This is a genomic window from Streptomyces sp. NPDC046915 (genome assembly GCF_040644935.1).
In the GTDB taxonomy this organism is placed as follows: domain Bacteria; phylum Actinomycetota; class Actinomycetes; order Streptomycetales; family Streptomycetaceae; genus Streptomyces.
The window spans coordinates 26,209-41,081 of sequence record NZ_JBEYXB010000001.1 but is presented as its reverse complement, the minus strand read 5'-3'; the positions used below and the strand labels follow the sequence as shown (position 1 = coordinate 41,081).

13 protein-coding genes are annotated in these 14,873 nt (G+C 69.9%); 7 read left to right on the top strand and 6 right to left on the bottom strand.

From position 1 onward, the window contains the following. Positions 1 to 185: 185 nt before the first annotated feature. From ABZ915_RS00205 to ABZ915_RS00195, 3 genes are all read left to right on the top strand, one after another. Positions 186 to 890, top strand: coding sequence for a VanZ family protein (locus ABZ915_RS00205; RefSeq protein WP_361793223.1), 705 nt, complete (start codon positions 186 to 188; stop codon positions 888 to 890). A gap of 68 nt (positions 891 to 958) precedes the next feature. Beyond that, the gene (locus ABZ915_RS00200; RefSeq protein ID WP_361793220.1) at positions 959 to 1,654 is read left to right on the top strand and encodes a response regulator transcription factor; all 696 of its coding nucleotides are present in this window, start codon (positions 959 to 961) and stop codon (positions 1,652 to 1,654) included. Beyond that, positions 1,647 to 2,777, top strand: a complete 1,131-nt coding sequence (locus tag ABZ915_RS00195) for a HAMP domain-containing sensor histidine kinase (RefSeq protein ID WP_361793217.1) — start codon at positions 1,647 to 1,649, stop codon at positions 2,775 to 2,777. Before ABZ915_RS00200 ends, ABZ915_RS00195 begins: the two co-directional genes overlap by 8 nt. A gap of 135 nt (positions 2,778 to 2,912) precedes the next feature. On the opposite strand, the gene ABZ915_RS00190 is transcribed toward ABZ915_RS00195, so the two are convergent. The 3 genes from ABZ915_RS00190 to ABZ915_RS00180 all read right to left on the bottom strand — a co-directional run bounded on the left by ABZ915_RS00190 (position 2,913) and on the right by ABZ915_RS00180 (position 5,722). Continuing rightward, positions 2,913 to 3,428 carry a GNAT family N-acetyltransferase gene (locus ABZ915_RS00190; RefSeq protein ID WP_361793214.1) on the bottom strand — a complete coding sequence of 172 codons (516 nt, stop codon included), beginning with the start codon at positions 3,426 to 3,428 and terminating at the stop codon, positions 2,913 to 2,915. A gap of 438 nt (positions 3,429 to 3,866) precedes the next feature. After that, the gene (locus tag ABZ915_RS00185; RefSeq protein WP_361793211.1) at positions 3,867 to 4,934 is read right to left on the bottom strand and encodes a hypothetical protein; all 1,068 of its coding nucleotides are present in this window, start codon (positions 4,932 to 4,934) and stop codon (positions 3,867 to 3,869) included. Positions 4,935 to 5,119: 185 nt separating this feature from the next. Continuing rightward, on the bottom strand, positions 5,120 to 5,722 hold the full coding sequence (locus ABZ915_RS00180; RefSeq protein ID WP_361793208.1) for a TetR family transcriptional regulator: 603 nt from the start codon (positions 5,720 to 5,722) through the stop codon (positions 5,120 to 5,122). 219 nt (positions 5,723 to 5,941) lie between these two features. On the opposite strand from ABZ915_RS00180, the gene ABZ915_RS00175 reads away from it, so the two are divergent. Next, positions 5,942 to 9,625, top strand: a complete 3,684-nt coding sequence (locus tag ABZ915_RS00175; protein WP_361793205.1) for a family 78 glycoside hydrolase catalytic domain — start codon at positions 5,942 to 5,944, stop codon at positions 9,623 to 9,625. Positions 9,626 to 9,756: 131 nt separating this feature from the next. Here ABZ915_RS00175 and ABZ915_RS00170 read toward each other — a convergent pair whose 3' ends face one another. The 3 genes from ABZ915_RS00170 to ABZ915_RS00160 are packed head-to-tail and all read right to left on the bottom strand — an operon-like array spanning position 9,757 to position 12,073. After that, positions 9,757 to 10,605, bottom strand: a complete 849-nt coding sequence (locus ABZ915_RS00170; protein ID WP_361793202.1) for a phosphatase PAP2 family protein — start codon at positions 10,603 to 10,605, stop codon at positions 9,757 to 9,759. Then, entirely contained in the window at positions 10,602 to 11,420 is an 819-nt protein-coding gene (locus tag ABZ915_RS00165; protein ID WP_361793199.1) for a VTC domain-containing protein, read from the bottom strand. The genes ABZ915_RS00170 and ABZ915_RS00165 overlap by 4 nt, the downstream gene beginning before the upstream one ends. Then, entirely contained in the window at positions 11,417 to 12,073 is a 657-nt protein-coding gene (locus tag ABZ915_RS00160) for a DUF4956 domain-containing protein (protein WP_361793196.1), read from the bottom strand. Before ABZ915_RS00160 ends, ABZ915_RS00165 begins: the two co-directional genes overlap by 4 nt. A 152-nt stretch (positions 12,074 to 12,225) precedes the next feature. Between ABZ915_RS00160 and ABZ915_RS00155 the strand changes: the two genes are divergently transcribed. The 3 genes from ABZ915_RS00155 to ABZ915_RS00145 are packed head-to-tail and all read left to right on the top strand — an operon-like array spanning position 12,226 to position 14,773. Then, positions 12,226 to 12,897, top strand: coding sequence for a response regulator transcription factor (locus tag ABZ915_RS00155; RefSeq protein WP_361793193.1), 672 nt, complete (start codon positions 12,226 to 12,228; stop codon positions 12,895 to 12,897). Then, positions 12,894 to 14,267: an ATP-binding protein gene (locus ABZ915_RS00150; RefSeq protein WP_361793190.1), complete on the top strand. Its 1,374-nt coding sequence runs from the start codon at positions 12,894 to 12,896 to the stop codon at positions 14,265 to 14,267. Before ABZ915_RS00155 ends, ABZ915_RS00150 begins: the two co-directional genes overlap by 4 nt. Before the next feature lie 35 nt (positions 14,268 to 14,302). Continuing rightward, on the top strand, positions 14,303 to 14,773 hold the full coding sequence (locus ABZ915_RS00145) for a GNAT family N-acetyltransferase (protein ID WP_361793187.1): 471 nt from the start codon (positions 14,303 to 14,305) through the stop codon (positions 14,771 to 14,773). Positions 14,774 to 14,873 lie beyond the last annotated feature (100 nt).

Below are 14,873 nucleotides of genomic sequence, written 5' to 3'. Positions count from 1 at the left end.
GTTCGAGTGGCGGTAACTGGCTTAGGAGAGACTGAAGTTGACTCCTGGGGTCGGTGCGACCGCCGGAGGCTGGACCATCTCGCTGCCGGCTCGGGCCGGTTCCTTGATGCCGGGGACTCCGTGTATCGCGGGCGTATCGAAAGTCGCATACACCACCGCAACGGCTCTCCGTCTCCAATGAGGGCATGAACCACAACGCGTCCTTGTCAGCACCGCCCCGCCGCACGCGCGGGATCGTGCTCCTCAGCCTGGCGGTCCTCGCCGTGGCGAGCGCGGCGTTCGTCCTGTGGCGGCCGCTCATGATGTCCGCTCCGATGTGCATGACCGGGCGGTGGCACGGCTGCTTCGACACGTTCAACGGTGTGGTGCTCATGACGTTGGTCACGCTGCCGTGGGCCGCGCTGGTGGTGTGGGCTCTGGCGCGCCGGCGGCGTGCCGCCGGCGTCACATCGGCGTGGCGGATGTCGCTGGCCGAGGTGGGCATGGTCCACGGGACGGTGCCGTTCCTGTGGTTGACCATGATGCCGGGTGCCGGGCCCGGCACCGCCCCCCGCCGGGTGAGCCTGGTACCGCTGCGGGACCTGGTCACGATGGGGCCGCTCGGGATCGTCGGCAACCTGCTGGTCTTCGCGGCGCTGGGGTTCTTCGCCCCGATGCGGTTCGCGGCGCTGGCGTCCGTGCCGCGGATCCTGGCGCTCGGGGCGGGCTGCTCGGTCCTGGTCGAGACCGCACAGTACGTCCTGTGGCTGGACCGGGTGTCCTCCGTGGACGACGTACTGGTCAACACCGCCGGCACCGTGCTGGCCGCGCTCGCGTCGCGACGCTGGTGGCGCACTACGGCGGAGACGCCGACGGACCAGCCTCGCCCCGCGCCGGCACCGGCAGGCTGAGTCCCGTGTCCGGTGTGTACACGTCTTTGCATACGTCGGCGATATGGTGCGCTGCTTAGGCTTCAGGTATGCGCGTGCTGATCGTGGAGGACGAGCCCTACCTGGCGGAAGCCGTCCGTGACGGACTGCGGTTGGAGGCGATCGCCGCCGACATCGCCGGCGACGGCGACTCCGCCCTGGAACTGCTCAGCGTCCACTCCTACGACCTCGCGGTCCTCGACCGCGACATCCCCGGCCCTACCGGTGACGAGCTCGCCCGGCACATCGTCGCCTCCGGCAGCGGCATCCCGATCCTCATGCTCACCGCTGCCGACCGGATCGACGACAAGGCTTCCGGGTTCGAGCTCGGCGCCGACGACTACCTCACCAAACCGTTCGAGCTGCGTGAGCTCGTCATGCGGCTGAGGGCGCTCGACCGCAGACGCGCGTACGCCCGGCCCCCCGTCCGCGAGATCGCGGGCCTGCGGCTGGACCCCTTCCGCCGGGAGGTCTTCCGCGGCGGACGCTACGTCGCGCTCACCCGCAAGCAGTTCGCCGTGCTCGAGGTCCTCGTCGCCGCCGAAGGCGGTGTCGTCAGCGCCGAACAGCTACTGGAACGGGCCTGGGACAACAACGCCGATCCCTTCACCAACGCCGTCCGCATCACCGTCTCCGCCCTGCGCAAACGACTCGGCGAGCCATGGCTCATCGCCACGGTGCCCGGCGTCGGCTACCGAATCGACACCGGCACGGACACCACCCAGTCCGGCGGCACTCATGAATAGACGCCGAGGGCTCAGCGCCCGACTGAGACTCACCCTCAGTTACGCCGGATTCCTCCTCCTCGCCGGCGCTCTCCTATTGGCCGTGGTGTGGGTATTCGTGCTGCGCTGGATACCGACCGCCGACGCCAGATCCATCCGGAGGACGTTCAACGGCTTGATCATCATCGGGCCCAACCGCTCCGACCTCCTGCGCGGCTTCGCCCCCGCCGCGGCCACGGCACTGGCCTTCCTCCTCGTGTTCGGCCTCCTGGGAGGATGGATCCTCGCCGGCCGGATGCTCGCACCACTCACACGGATCGCATACGCGGCACGGACGGCCGCGAACGGGTCGCTGTCCCACCGGATCCGCATGGAGGGCCGCCAGGACGAATTCCGCGAACTCGCCGATGTGTTCGACACCATGCTCGAACAACTCGAGTCCCACGTCGCCGAGCAGCAGAGGTTCGCCGCGAACGCCTCCCACGAACTGCGCACCCCGCTGGCGATCTCCCAGGCACTCCTCGACGCCGCCCGCAACGATCCCACGCGGGACCAGGGCGAACTCATCGAACGCCTCCACACCGTCAACACGCGGGCGATCAACCTCACCGAGGCCCTCCTGCTGCTCAGCCGCGCCGACGGCGGGAGCTTCACCCGCGAGCCCGTCGACCTCTCCCTCATAGCCGAAGAGGCCGCCGAAACGCTGCTTCCCCTCGCCGAAAGGCGCCAGATCACGCTCGACGTCTCCGGCGAGACAACACAGGCCGTCGGCTCCGCGGCGCTCATACTGCGGATGGTGACGAACCTCGTCCAGAACGCCGTCGTCCACAACCTCCCCGCCGGCGGCACCGTAACGGTCCACACCGAACCGCAGCACGACGCGGGCCTGCTGCGGGTCGAGAACACGGGCCATCCGCTCCCATCGGAACTGGTACCGACCCTCACCGAACCCTTCCAACGCGGAACGGAACGCACACGCACCGGCGAGCACGCCGGCGTCGGCCTCGGGCTGGCCATCGTGCACAGCATCGTCCGAGCACACAACGGCACCCTCGACCTCACACCCCGCCCCACCGGCGGCCTCGTGGTCACGATTCGCCTCCCCGGCACACCACAGGCATCGTCCCCGAGCGGGGCCCACTAGGGTCCGTCGACGACCTGGTCCGGCGTCAGCAGGATCGCGAGTCGATCTGGATCAGCCAGTCGATGCCGCCGGCCGCGTCGGCGTGGGCCTGGATCGACTGATGGGCTCGGGTCAACAACGATGGTCCATGAAGGCCTAGAGCAGGATGCGGAGGTCGAGCACGGACCCGCTGGCTCCGACCGGCCTCGCGTCCAGTTTCTCCAGGACGTGGAGCATCGGCTTGTTGCTCGCCTCCACCGCGGCGGCCAGCGCGTGGTGTCCCTCGCGGCGGGCAACGGCCGCCGCATGTTCGGCCAGCGCGGTGCCAAGCCCCCTGGCCTGCCACGCGTCCTCGATCAGGATCGCGAGTTCCCCCACCCCTTGCTGATCGGTGCGCATGACGTTCGTCATGGCGATGATGTGCTCCCTACGCTCGGCTGGAGCGGTCACCAGCGTGGTGCCGCGCTCCGGGCTGGACAACTGACGCCATTCGGCGGGTGAGAGCCCGGACCTGCCCGCGTGGTATCGCAGGGCTCGGCTGCCCAGCGAGCAACGGCGGTGCAGTTCCTGGACTGGCACCAGGTCGACGGGGGCCGCCTCCTGGGTTCGGGTGGCGGTTCCATCGGCCAGCGTGATCGAGTGTGCGTCGTCTCGACGGCTGGCGTCGGGCATCGACGGTCTCCTCACATTGCGATTGCGACTGCTGTGCCGCGGGTCCCGGGACGGGAGCGCGGCCTTGCTACCGCAGCAGTCTTTTGCCGACTCGGGCCCGGCTCAAGAGGACTTCGCGTCATGTCGATCGCGTTTCGCTTATGGTCAATCACGGAGAGAAGCGAAAATCTGGAGGAGTTGTCGTCGTCGGCGGCGCCGATGCTGAGTATCGCTCACGACTTCACTCCAGGATTTACACCGGGGGCAGCCCGGCCCTTGCCACCAGGACAGGCCGATGAACGTCCGTACTTCGCGTAAGCGAGCCACTTCTGAGTGGGTGTGCACCACTCGAGCCCCGGTGCACCGGCGGATGCCGGCGGCGCCTGTCAACGACCGGCGAGACACGGTCGTCCTGGCCGCCGACCGGCTTCCAGGACGTATGTCGGTCCGCTGCGACTGTCATCCGTGGGCGATGGAACTCGACGCGTCCGCCCGCACGGTCGCCTCCTCGCGTACCCGCAGGTCCCCATGGAGCCGGGCGAAGACCGCGCACACCAGCGGCATGACCAGTGGGGGCAACAGAAGAAGGGCCACGGCGGTCGGCAGAATCAGCACCAGCACGCCGGTGATCCACACGTTGCCATCGCTGAGCCACAGCATGCCGAGCCCGGCCGGGTGCGCCAGGGGAGCCGCCGCGTACCGGGCCAGCCCAAAGACGAGCACGGCGCCCACAGTGACCAGCGTGCCCAAGCCGAGCGTGCGCCACCGTGCGCGGCGGGTCAGCCGCCAGGAGCGGTACAACGCCACGAACGGGGAACGGTGCTCCAGCACCGACTCGGCGGTGGCCACCGAGAGGCGGAAGTACAGCAGCGGGCCGAGACACCCGACGGCGATCGGCAGTACCCATCCCACCAGCGTGTACTGCGGGCTCGCGGCCTCATGCAGATACGGGCGCTCGACACCGGGCACCTCGCTGCTCTGGACGAGGCCCCAGAACACCAGCGCCGTCACCTCTATGGCGCCCACAGCCAGCCCCGTCAGCGCGTTGACCGCGAGGGTGGCGGGAAAGCGCCGGCGGGTGCGCCGCCACAACTCGCGGGTGGCCAGCGGTCCGCCGTCACGCCTGGCGTGTGAGTCACCGACGGCGTACGCGGTGTGCAGGACGGAGACGACGAGGAGGGCCAGGACGAACAGCAGCAGCGACACCACGGCACCGACCCGTACCAACGGGGGCATGCCGCCATCGGCGTAGGCCACGTAGGAGTCCTCATTGGCGATGTTGGAGTCCGCATAGTCCCGGACCGCCTCGAAGGTGTCCCATGTCGCCGCGAATCCCCCGGCCACGATCACGCAGCCGAGCACGGCCGTCAGGGCGGAGACGCGGAGGGTGAAGCCGTACAGCGCGCGGCGGTAGCGCCTGACGACGCCGAGTGCCCCGCCGACGCTGCCGCCCGGCTGCTCGGCGGGGACGTCGGTGATGCCATCGGCCACCCGGCGCGTCGGCTGGTTTCCGTCGTCGTGTGCCATGGCCTGGCCTGACCTTCCTGTGACTCAGTGTTGACAGCGGCCAAAACGCCACGCGAGGGGCGTCTTGATCGTCTGCGATGCAGGGTACGACGCGACGTCCGGTGCCTGGTCCACGTCCTCAGTGATTCGCCGTGGGGCACGCGGACGTACGAACCGCGTGCAGGCCGGATCGGGCGGCGCCCCGCTCAGTGTTCGTCCCGGTCGTGAAGCAGGCGCACGAAGTCGTCGAGGGGGCCGATGATGTCGAGGTCCTGGTCGAGCAGCCACTGCAACTGGAGCCCGTTGAGCACGGCCTGAAAGAGAACCGCGGCGCTCTCGGGGCTGAGGCCAGGACGCAGCTCGCCACGGGCCGCCTTGTCCTGGATTCCCTCAGCGAACTGCGTGCGCGCGTGGTCGTACCGTGCGGCGAAGTAGGTGTGGGCTGGATGATCCGGGCGCGAGGCCGCGGCGGCGAGCTCGATCCACAGGCGCATCAGCTCGGGAGCCTTCTGGTGGTGGCGGATGAGCTCGGCGAGGTAGGGAGCGAGCTGGTCAAGGTCGTCGACCTGTGCCAGGCCCTGCCGCCAGTCATCGGCGTCACGCTGGGCGAGCACCTCGGCAAGCAGCTCGTCCTTGTTGTGGAAGTGATGCAGGAGGCCGGCGTGGGTGATACCGGCCCGTTCCGCGATGTCCCGCAGCGAGGCTTTGGCGAAGCCGTTCTCGGCGAAACTGTCGCGTGCCGCCCGGACGATCTCCGCCCTGCGGGCCGGCGTCCTGGCGTACGGCCCACGTGCATGTGCCTGACCCACGGTGCGCTCACTCTCCCATACGAAGCCGTCTTGGTCGTCACCCCATTGTGATCCGGGCCAGGTTGTTCGTAAGCTTTCCACTTGGAAGGTATTGAAACGATTCAATCACCGCGTCGCCTGCTGCCGGCCTGCCCGTAGCCACGCGCGACCAGGTGCTTCGGGGAGAGGCACCCCCATTCCTGCGCAACTAGTTGTGCGCTCACGAAAGGAATCTGAGCCGTGGCCGAGGAGAACAGAAGTGCGCTGAGCCGCCGGCACATGCTCGGCATCATGACAGCGGCGGCAGCCGGGGCCTCCCTCCCGCTCGCCACCGCGGCGAACGCGCGGGCGACGACCGCCGTTCACGGTTCCGCACCCGCCGACCTGCAAGTGAATTCCCGGGTCGAGCCGCTGGGGACGCAGACCGCGCCGACGTTCAGCTGGGTGCCCCCGGTGGCCGAACAGACCGCGTACGAGATCCAGGTCGGGACCCGCCCCGGCAGGGCGGACATCTGGCGCAGCGGCAAGGTGATTGGCTCGAACAGCACCGAAGTCGCCTTCGGGGGCGGCACGCCGCGGTCGGAGCAGGCGTACTTCTGGCGGGTGCGGACCTGGGACGAGAACGGCGCACCCGGAACCTGGAGCGAGCCCGCGATGTGGGAGACCGGCCTGCTGAAGGGGGAGAAGGACTGGTCGGGCGCGCGATGGATCGGCGGTCGCACCACGCAGGACCACGACTGGGAGGATCTGACCGCGACGGTCGTCTTCCGCGGCGGCACGGACCCCGCGAGTGGGCTGTACCTGCTGCTGCGCGCCGAGCCCGTCGGCAAGACCTGGGGAGAGGGCCTCAACTGGACAGTCCGGCAGAACGGCGACGACATGCAGCTGGTCATGAGGACCAGCCACTACGCCGGCAACACCTGGGTGGACGACGGAACCTCCGAGCCGGACTGGGGTGTCGACCACTACGACCCGCAGAGGGAGACCAACCCCACCACCGCCGGCACCCGCAGCGTCCCGGTCGCCACGATCACCCTCCCCGCCTCCACCGGACTGACCAAGGACAGCTGGGCCACCCAGGACCACACCGTGGAGGTCGCAGCCCACGGCCTCACCGTCACCACCACCGTCAACGGCGTCGAAGCCGACAGCCGCACCCTCACCGGCGACCAGATCCGCCGTCACGGCAGCTTCGGCTTCGCCGGCGGCACCGACGCCACGATCCGCAGCGTCAAGGTGACCGGCACCGGCGCCCGCGACTTCTCCACCGATCTCACCACCGGCACCAACCCGTTCGAGAGCGGCATCGCCACCACCGACGGCCTGACCTTCCCGCCCAAGAACCCCTATATCCCCGCCAAGAACGCCATCCTCCCCATCGCCAACCCGGGCCCGCTGCTGCGCCGCGCCTTCACGCTGCCCCGCGGGCGCCGCATCGCCAAGGCCCGTCTGCACCTGAGCGCCGCCGGCAACGTCACCTTCACCGTCAACGGCGACCCGATCACGGTCGACGGCAAGCAGGCGGACCGGGGCGGCAACAACGTGCCCCGCCTGCTCACCGACCAGAGCGCCTACGACCGCACGGTGCTGTACGACACCTTCGACGTCGCCGCGCTGCTCCGGGCGGGCGGGCAGAACGTGGTCGCCGCCGAACTGGGCCGCGGCTGGTACGGGTTGACGACCCCGCAGGAGTGGTACTGGCAGCTCGCTCCGTACACCGGCCAGCCCCGCCTGCGCGCGAAGCTCGTCGTGACGTACACCGACGGCTCCGTCACCACCCTCGTCACGGACAGGGACTGGCTCACCACGGACGGGCCCACGACGTTCGACTCCGTGTACTCGGGCGAGAAGTACGACGCCCGGCGCGCGGACGAGTTGGGGGAGTGGCGCGCGGTCGGACACCGGACCGGCCACGAGTGGCGTCCGGCCACCGTGCTGATCCCGCCGGGCAGTTGCTCCGGCCCGTCGCCGAAGTATCACGGCGCCCTACCCGCCACGACGACTCCCGACGGCTTCAAGCCCGCCGTCCTACGGGCCCACGAGGCGGATCCGGTGCTGGTCCAGCAGTCACTGCGCCCGGCCTCGATCACCGAGACGGCCCCCGGCACAGGGGTCTGGGTCCTGGACTACGGCCAGATCCTGACGGGCTTCGTCCGCCTGCGGCTCACCGGTGTACGCCCCGACAGGGAGGGCCTGACCCTGCGGATCCGCGGGGGCAACCGGATCAGCGGCGGTGACGGCACGGCCGGCTCCCCGCTCTCCGTGGAGGAGGAGAACTTCCAGCACGACGCCGACCTGCAGACGCACTACTACACCCTCGGCAGGCAGTCGACACAGACCTGGGAGCAGCAGTTCAGCCACTTCGGCTTCCGCTACCTGGAGGTGATGAACCTCGAGGCCGTCCTCGGCCGGGCCCCCGGCCTCGAGCGGGACGCGGACGTGCTGACGGTCGGCGTCGCCCGCTCCGGCTTCGCCCGCACCGGCACCTTCACCACCGACAACGCACTGCTCAACCGCCTCCAGCGCAACCTGGAATGGGCTGAGCAGAACAACCTCGTCCAGAAGCCCACGGACACCCCGTCACGGGAGAAGAACGGCTGGACCGGTGACGCCATGGCCAGCTCCGAGTCGGAATCCCTCACCTGGGACGTCAACGCGCTCCTCACCAACTACCTGCGCCACTTCCCCGACACCCAGATCTCCACCGGCCAACTGCCCATGTTCGTCCCCATCGCCAAGGGCGGCTACGGCTACGACCGCACACCCGGCTGGAACGCCGCGTGGAAGGCGGTGCCGGCCTGGGACTCGGCGTACTTCGTCATCCCGAGGGAGCTGTACACGTACTACGGCAACAGCAGCCTGTTCGCCGAGCTCTACGAGCATCAGGACACGCTCCTGAAGTACTACGAGACGCTGTTCACCGCCGAGAACGACTACAAGTTCGAAGCCTCCCTCGGCGCCTACTCCGGCGCGGAGAGCCCCGGCAGCAACGCCGTCATCAGCCTCGCCTTCTACATCCACTTCTGCGACTACATGGACGAGGTGGGCCGCAGAATCGGCCGCACCGAACGAGCCGCCCACTACGCGAAACTGGCCCGCACCCTGCGCAAGGCGTTCATCGCGAACTACTGGGACGCTTCCCAGGGCCACTTCACCCAGGGCAGCATCTCCAGCGAGAACGCGATGGCCATCGCCCTCGACCTGGTGCCCGGCTCGGACCTGAACCCCGGCGACCCCCGGTACCTGGCCGGTACGAAGACACTCGCCGAGAACAAGAAGGCCCTCGCCAAGCTGCTCGCCGACCGTATCGTGGCCGCCGACCGGCACATCCAGAACGACATGTACGGCTCGCGTTACGAGTTCAACATCCTCAGCGAGTACGGCTACACGGATATCGCGCTGCAGGCGGTCACCCAGACCGGGGTGCCCGGCTACGTCTACCAGATCGCCAAGGGCGCCACCTCGCTGTGGGAGCAGTGGACCGACCGGCTCTCGGTCGACCACCACTACCGCTCCAACGTGGCCACCTGGTTCTACCAGAGCCTGGCCGGTATCAAGCCGACCGCCACCGCCTACGAATCACTGCGCATCCGCCCCTGCATCCCCTCGGTCGCGGTCAACAGGCGCGTCCCGAAGGACACTCAGGACACCGAGCTGTCTCCCGCGACCCTCGACCATGTCAGCGCCTCGATCGACACGGTGCGCGGCAGGGTGTCCTCGGAATGGCGGCGCCGGCCGGACGGCAGGATCGACCTCGCCGTCACCGTCCCGTACAACACCGAGGCCGAGATCTGGGTCCCCACCCAGGACAAGCCCGTCACCGCGCCCCGAGGAGTCGCTCACGTCCGCGACGACGCCTCGGGCGGAGCCGCCTACAAGGTCTACCGGGCCCGAGCGGGTTCCTACCGCTTCAACGCCCGATGACCTGACCGCGCACAACACCCTGCCCTGCCGATGCGTTGGCCTCGGCAGGGCAGGGTGTGGGTTCCGCCCGGACGATCCCCGAACCGCGCCCGGCCTTCGACATCCATGCCAGGAAGCGGCTCATCAACCCGTCAGTGGCCGGTGATACCGAGTTCGTAGTCGCCGATCAGGTCGCCGAGCAGAGTGCCGGCGGTCAGGTCGCTGGGGACGTGGCCGGCCATGTAGAGGCGGGAGTAGAGGACTTCGGCCCGCATCCACTCGTAGTCCCGCGCCCGGTGCGGGGAAAGGGCGCTGAGGAAGGTGACGGCCGCGGCGGAGCGGGCCGCGTGCCGGGAGGGGTAGGAGTACGGGCCCTTGGCGCCGGGCTTGATGTGCTTGTCCAGGCGCAGGGTGGGGTCGAGGACGAACGGGGCCGGCTGCTTGTCCTTGGCCGCCAGTTGGTCGCTGATGGTCTTGGCCAGCTTCAGGGCGGCCTTCAGTTCTGCCTTCTCCGCGTTGCCCTGTGCGGCGGGGATCAGTTCGCGCTGGTCGTGGAGGTAGAGCTTCCAGATGTCCTTCTTGCCATGGAGCTCCAGCCAGGTGGCGGCTTTCCTTCCCGCTGCCGTACGGGTCTTGGCGAGTGCCTGGACCAGGTGGAGTTCGGTGGTGCGCTGCTGGGCCGAAGGCGGTGCCGGGATCTGCCGCGCCGCCCAGGCTGCGAAGGCTTTGTCGTCGCGAGTGGTGCCGTGCGCGGCCTTCCACTGTGCGAAGAGGGCGTCTGCCTTCTTGCGCTGGTCCGCCGCCTGCTTGCCGATCGTGGCGATCTCGGCGTCGGTGAAGAGCTTCGGCGGCGGATTCTGCTTGATCCGTGCCGTTGCTCCGGGCTTCTTCTTCGCGGAGGCCGAGGCCGCGGCCGGATGCAGCAGGCCGAAGGCGGCAGCGGCGACGGCGAGCAGTGCGATCACGACGTACGGCCATTTGATGCCACGCAGGGCGTTCATGCGGCGGAGATCCTTTCGAAGAGGGGTTCCGTGCTCGTCTGTGCGGAGAAGTGGGTGCGGGCGAGGCGGCGCACGTCGTTGTCGGGCAGGCCGCGGGTGAGCAGCGACTGGCCGACGATGTACTTGCTCAGCGACATGGGCCGGGCACCCAGGCGCAGCAACATCCGATCGGCGGAGGCCAGTCGGACGCCTCCCTTGGTCTCCACGAGCACGTGCCCGGCGTCGAGGGCGGCGGTGCGGTCGCCGTGGTGGCAGGTGAGGGCGCCGTCGAGGGTGACGCGGGTGCCGTGCCCCAGGTCGGCGAGGGCGGCGCGGACGTAACGGATCTCGGCGGCGGGAGACAGCTCCGCGGCCGTGACCGGGATACCGGAGCGTCCCAGCACCTCATCCACGAAGGCCCCGGCCTCCAGGCCCAGTGCGCCGTACGCGGCGGCCGCGACCCGCAGCGCGTGCTTCACCGTGGCGCCGCGGCCGTCCTTCGTCTTCACCTCCACCCGGCACAGTCCGTCCTCCGCGTACAGGCGGGTGCGGACCTTCCAGCGTCGGCGCCGGCCCTGGACATGAGCGTGCCAGGAGGCCAGCTGCTCCGTGTCGAAGTAGGTGCTGAGGTAGCTCGTCGTACGGCGCCCGGTCAGGTCGAGGACGTGGTGGCGGTCGGCGAGCAGGTGGACGAAGGCGCGCGCCTGGTCGAGCGGGACCAGGTACTTGCGGTCGGTGCGGTACTGCAGGGCCGCCGCCGCGTCGACCTCGGCCAGCGTCGCGCCCCGCAGGGCGGACAGGCCCAGCCCGGCCTCGAACGAGAAGGCCGAGGTCACGCCATCACCTGCTCGCGCGGTTCGGCGTCCGCAGCGGCCCCGGCCTCCTCCGGAACGGTCGGGTAGCGGGCGGAGACCCGGGTGGTCTCGCGCACGTAGTCCACCTCGTCGACGACCACGGAGAGCGGGGCCTGCCCGAAACGGAGTGCCACGTCGTGGGCGATGAGCGCGGGCTCGGGGTAGATCCGGTCGAGGGTGAGCTTGACCGTCCGCGTCGGCGGCTCGTACGACCTCGGGTCGTCGACCAACAGCACGGCGACCAGCACCACGGCGACGAGCGCGACGACGAGCCAGGTCTGACGCTGCGGCAGCCCGGTGCACAGGGCGACGACCAGGGCCACGAAGGTGTAGGCGACGTCACGCAGGGTGAACGCCGCGCTGCGCAGCCGCACCAGGGAGAGGATGCCGAACAACCCGAAGCCGACCCCGGCGGGGAACTTTCCGGCGCTGATCGTACTCATCGCGGCGAACAGGCCGATGTTCAGCGCGGCCAGGACCAGCGGCATCGCCGGTGCGCTGGGGCGGCGCCGGTGGAGCAGGCCGACCAGGACGAGCAGGGCGACGACGTCAAGGCCGCCCCGGGCTATCAGGTCCGCGGGCGCGATGTGGTCGGTGATGCCCTTGGCGGCGAGCACCGTGACCGCTGTGTGCATGACTGTCCCTTCCGTCACGGCACGTCGGACGGCGGACCGGTCGCGGTCCGCGGTGCACCGCGACGTGAAGGACGGTAGGGATGTCACATGAACAGACCATGAAGCCTCTCCGGCGTCCGCAGCCGGTGTTACGGACGGTTAGCCTGACCGGCATGCACTACCTGGTCGTCGACGACGAAACGCGCCTCACGGACTTGGTCGTCCGCTACCTCACCGAGTCCGGCCACACCGCCGAGGGTCGCTATGACGGCTCCTCCGGGCTGGCCGCCGCCCGTGATCCGCGCGTGGACGCCGTGGTCCTGGACGTGATGCTGCCGGGGACGGACGGCGTGGAGGTGTGCCGGACGCTACGCGGGGAGGGCATCGACGTGCCCATCATCCTGCTGACCGCGCGCGGCGCGATCAACGAGCGGGTCGCCGGGCTGGACGCCGGCGCCGACGACTACATGGTCAAGCCGTTCGCCATGGAGGAGCTGCTGGCCCGGCTGCGGGCCATCTCCCGGCGCCGCCCCGACTGCTCCGGCCGCCTCCAGGTCGGCGACCTCGTCCTCGATCCCGAGCAGCAGCGGGCCTGGCGGGCCGATACCGAACTCGACCTCTCCCGCCGCGAGTTCGACGTCCTGAGGGTGCTGATGGAGAACGCCGGCCGGGTCGTGACCCGCCTCCAGCTGCTCGACGAGGTCTGGGACGGCGAGACCGACCTGCGCAGCAACGCCATCGACGTCCATGTCTCCAAGGTGCGTGCCAAGGTCGACCGTGCCTTCGACCGTACGACCATCACGACCCTGCGCGGGCGCGGCTACCGCCTGGAGAGCGCCCCGTGACCCTGCCGGGCGGGCTGCGACCCCGGCTGCGGCGGCTGCCCGTCGTCACCCGCCTCGTCCTGGCCGTCGCCGTCACCATGTCCCTGGTCCTGACCGGAGCCGCCGGACTGGTCTACTGGCGCGTCAAAACCGCCCTGGACCAGCAACTGAACGACGACCTCACCACCTACCAACGCAGCCTCGACCAGGCCGTGCGAGCCGAAGCGCGGCTCCCGCCCGGTCCCAGCGGCAGCCTCCAACAGGTCCTCGACGGGCAAGGCCGCGTCCTGCACTCCAGCGACGCCCTCCGCCACCAGATGCTCCTCACCCCAGCCGAGCTGGACCGGGTCGTACGCGGAGCCACCGTGCGGCGGGACGTCGGCTCCCTCCTGCCCATCACCTCCGACACCCTGCGCCTACAGGCCAAGCGCGTCACGGCAGACGGACAGCCCCGGATCGTGATCGCCGCCGTCCGGCGCGGCCATCGCGACGAGGCGCTGCGCGAACTCCTCGCCCAGCTCGCCGTCGCCTCGGGCCTGACCCTGATCGCCGCCTCCTACGTCGGCTATCGCACCGCCCGCGCCGCCCTGCGCCCGGTCGAGCGCTACCGCAGCGGAGCCGCCACCCTCGCCGACGGCGACAAGAACCTGCGCCTCGACGTGCCCGCCGACCGCGACGACGAGATCACCCGACTCGGGCACACCCTCAACCGCATGCTCGACCGCCTGGAGGCGTCCGCCGAACGCGAGCGCCGGTTCGTCGCGGACGCCAGCCACGAACTACGCACCCCCCTGTCCCTGCTGCGCGCCGAACTCGACGTCGCCCTGCACCGCCCCCGCTCCGCCGGCGAACTCACCCTCACCCTGCGCTCCGTGGACACCGAGGTCCAGCGCCTGATCGACCTCTCCAACGCGCTCCTCGACCTGGAGGAGCTCGGCAGCAGCGACCACATCACCCGGTCCCCCATGCGCCTGACCGACCTCATGGAGGCCGCCGTCGCCCCGCATCGACGCACCGCCGAACGGACCGGGCGCATCCTGACCGTCGAGGCGCCCGACACTGTCGTCGACGTCGACGCCCGCTGGCTGGTGCCCGCGATCGGCAACCTGCTCGACAACGCCCTGCGCCACGGCAACGGGGCGGTCCACCTCACGGCCGCCGTCCACCACGGCAGGCTGCGATTGCGCGTCACGGACGAGGGGCCCGGCTTCCCGCCCGAGTTCCTGCCCCGAGCGTTCGACCGATTCGCCCGCGCTGAAGCAAGCCGCACCAGCGAGGGCTCCGGCCTGGGTCTCGCCTTCGTGCAGGCGGTGGCCATCGCCCACGGCGGCACCGCACACGCCGAGAACACCGGGCACGGGAGCGCCGTCATCCTCGACCTGCCCTCCTGAATTGCGTGTCGGCTCGGCAGACGCGTACGGTCCCGGTGACCGGCGGAGACTGGGAGCTGGGTGTGATCCGCTATACCGATGACATCGCCGACGCCGACGAGAGCATGCTGTGTGGGTTCTTCGCTGGTTGGCCCAAGCCGCCTTCACCCGCACAGCACTTGGCCGTGCTGCGCGGGAGCTTCCGCGCGGTGTTGGCGATCGACGACGCGGCGGGTTGTGTCATCGGATTCGTGACCATGATCAGTGACGGCGTGCTCACTGCTGCCATTCCCTGGCTGGAGGTCCTTCCCGGTCACCGGGGCCAGGGAATCGGGAGCGAGCTGATGCGCCGCATCCTGGAGGGCACGGAGCGGTTCTACTCGGTGGACCTGCTGTGCGACGCGCCGCAGCAGCCGTACTACGCCCGCTTCGGGATGGCCCCGGTGCCCGGCGCAGCCCTGCGCCACCCCGAGGCACTGCGCGGCGGCGCCGTCGCGGGGCGGCATACGCGGGACGCTGGGCGCTGACGCCAAGCTGTGTGGGTGGCAGAGCGGGTGCGGGTGAAGGGGTGCCGAGGATTGGCTGAGTGACGTTCGCTCTCAGCCGGATCCCGGCCGAGCCGACGGG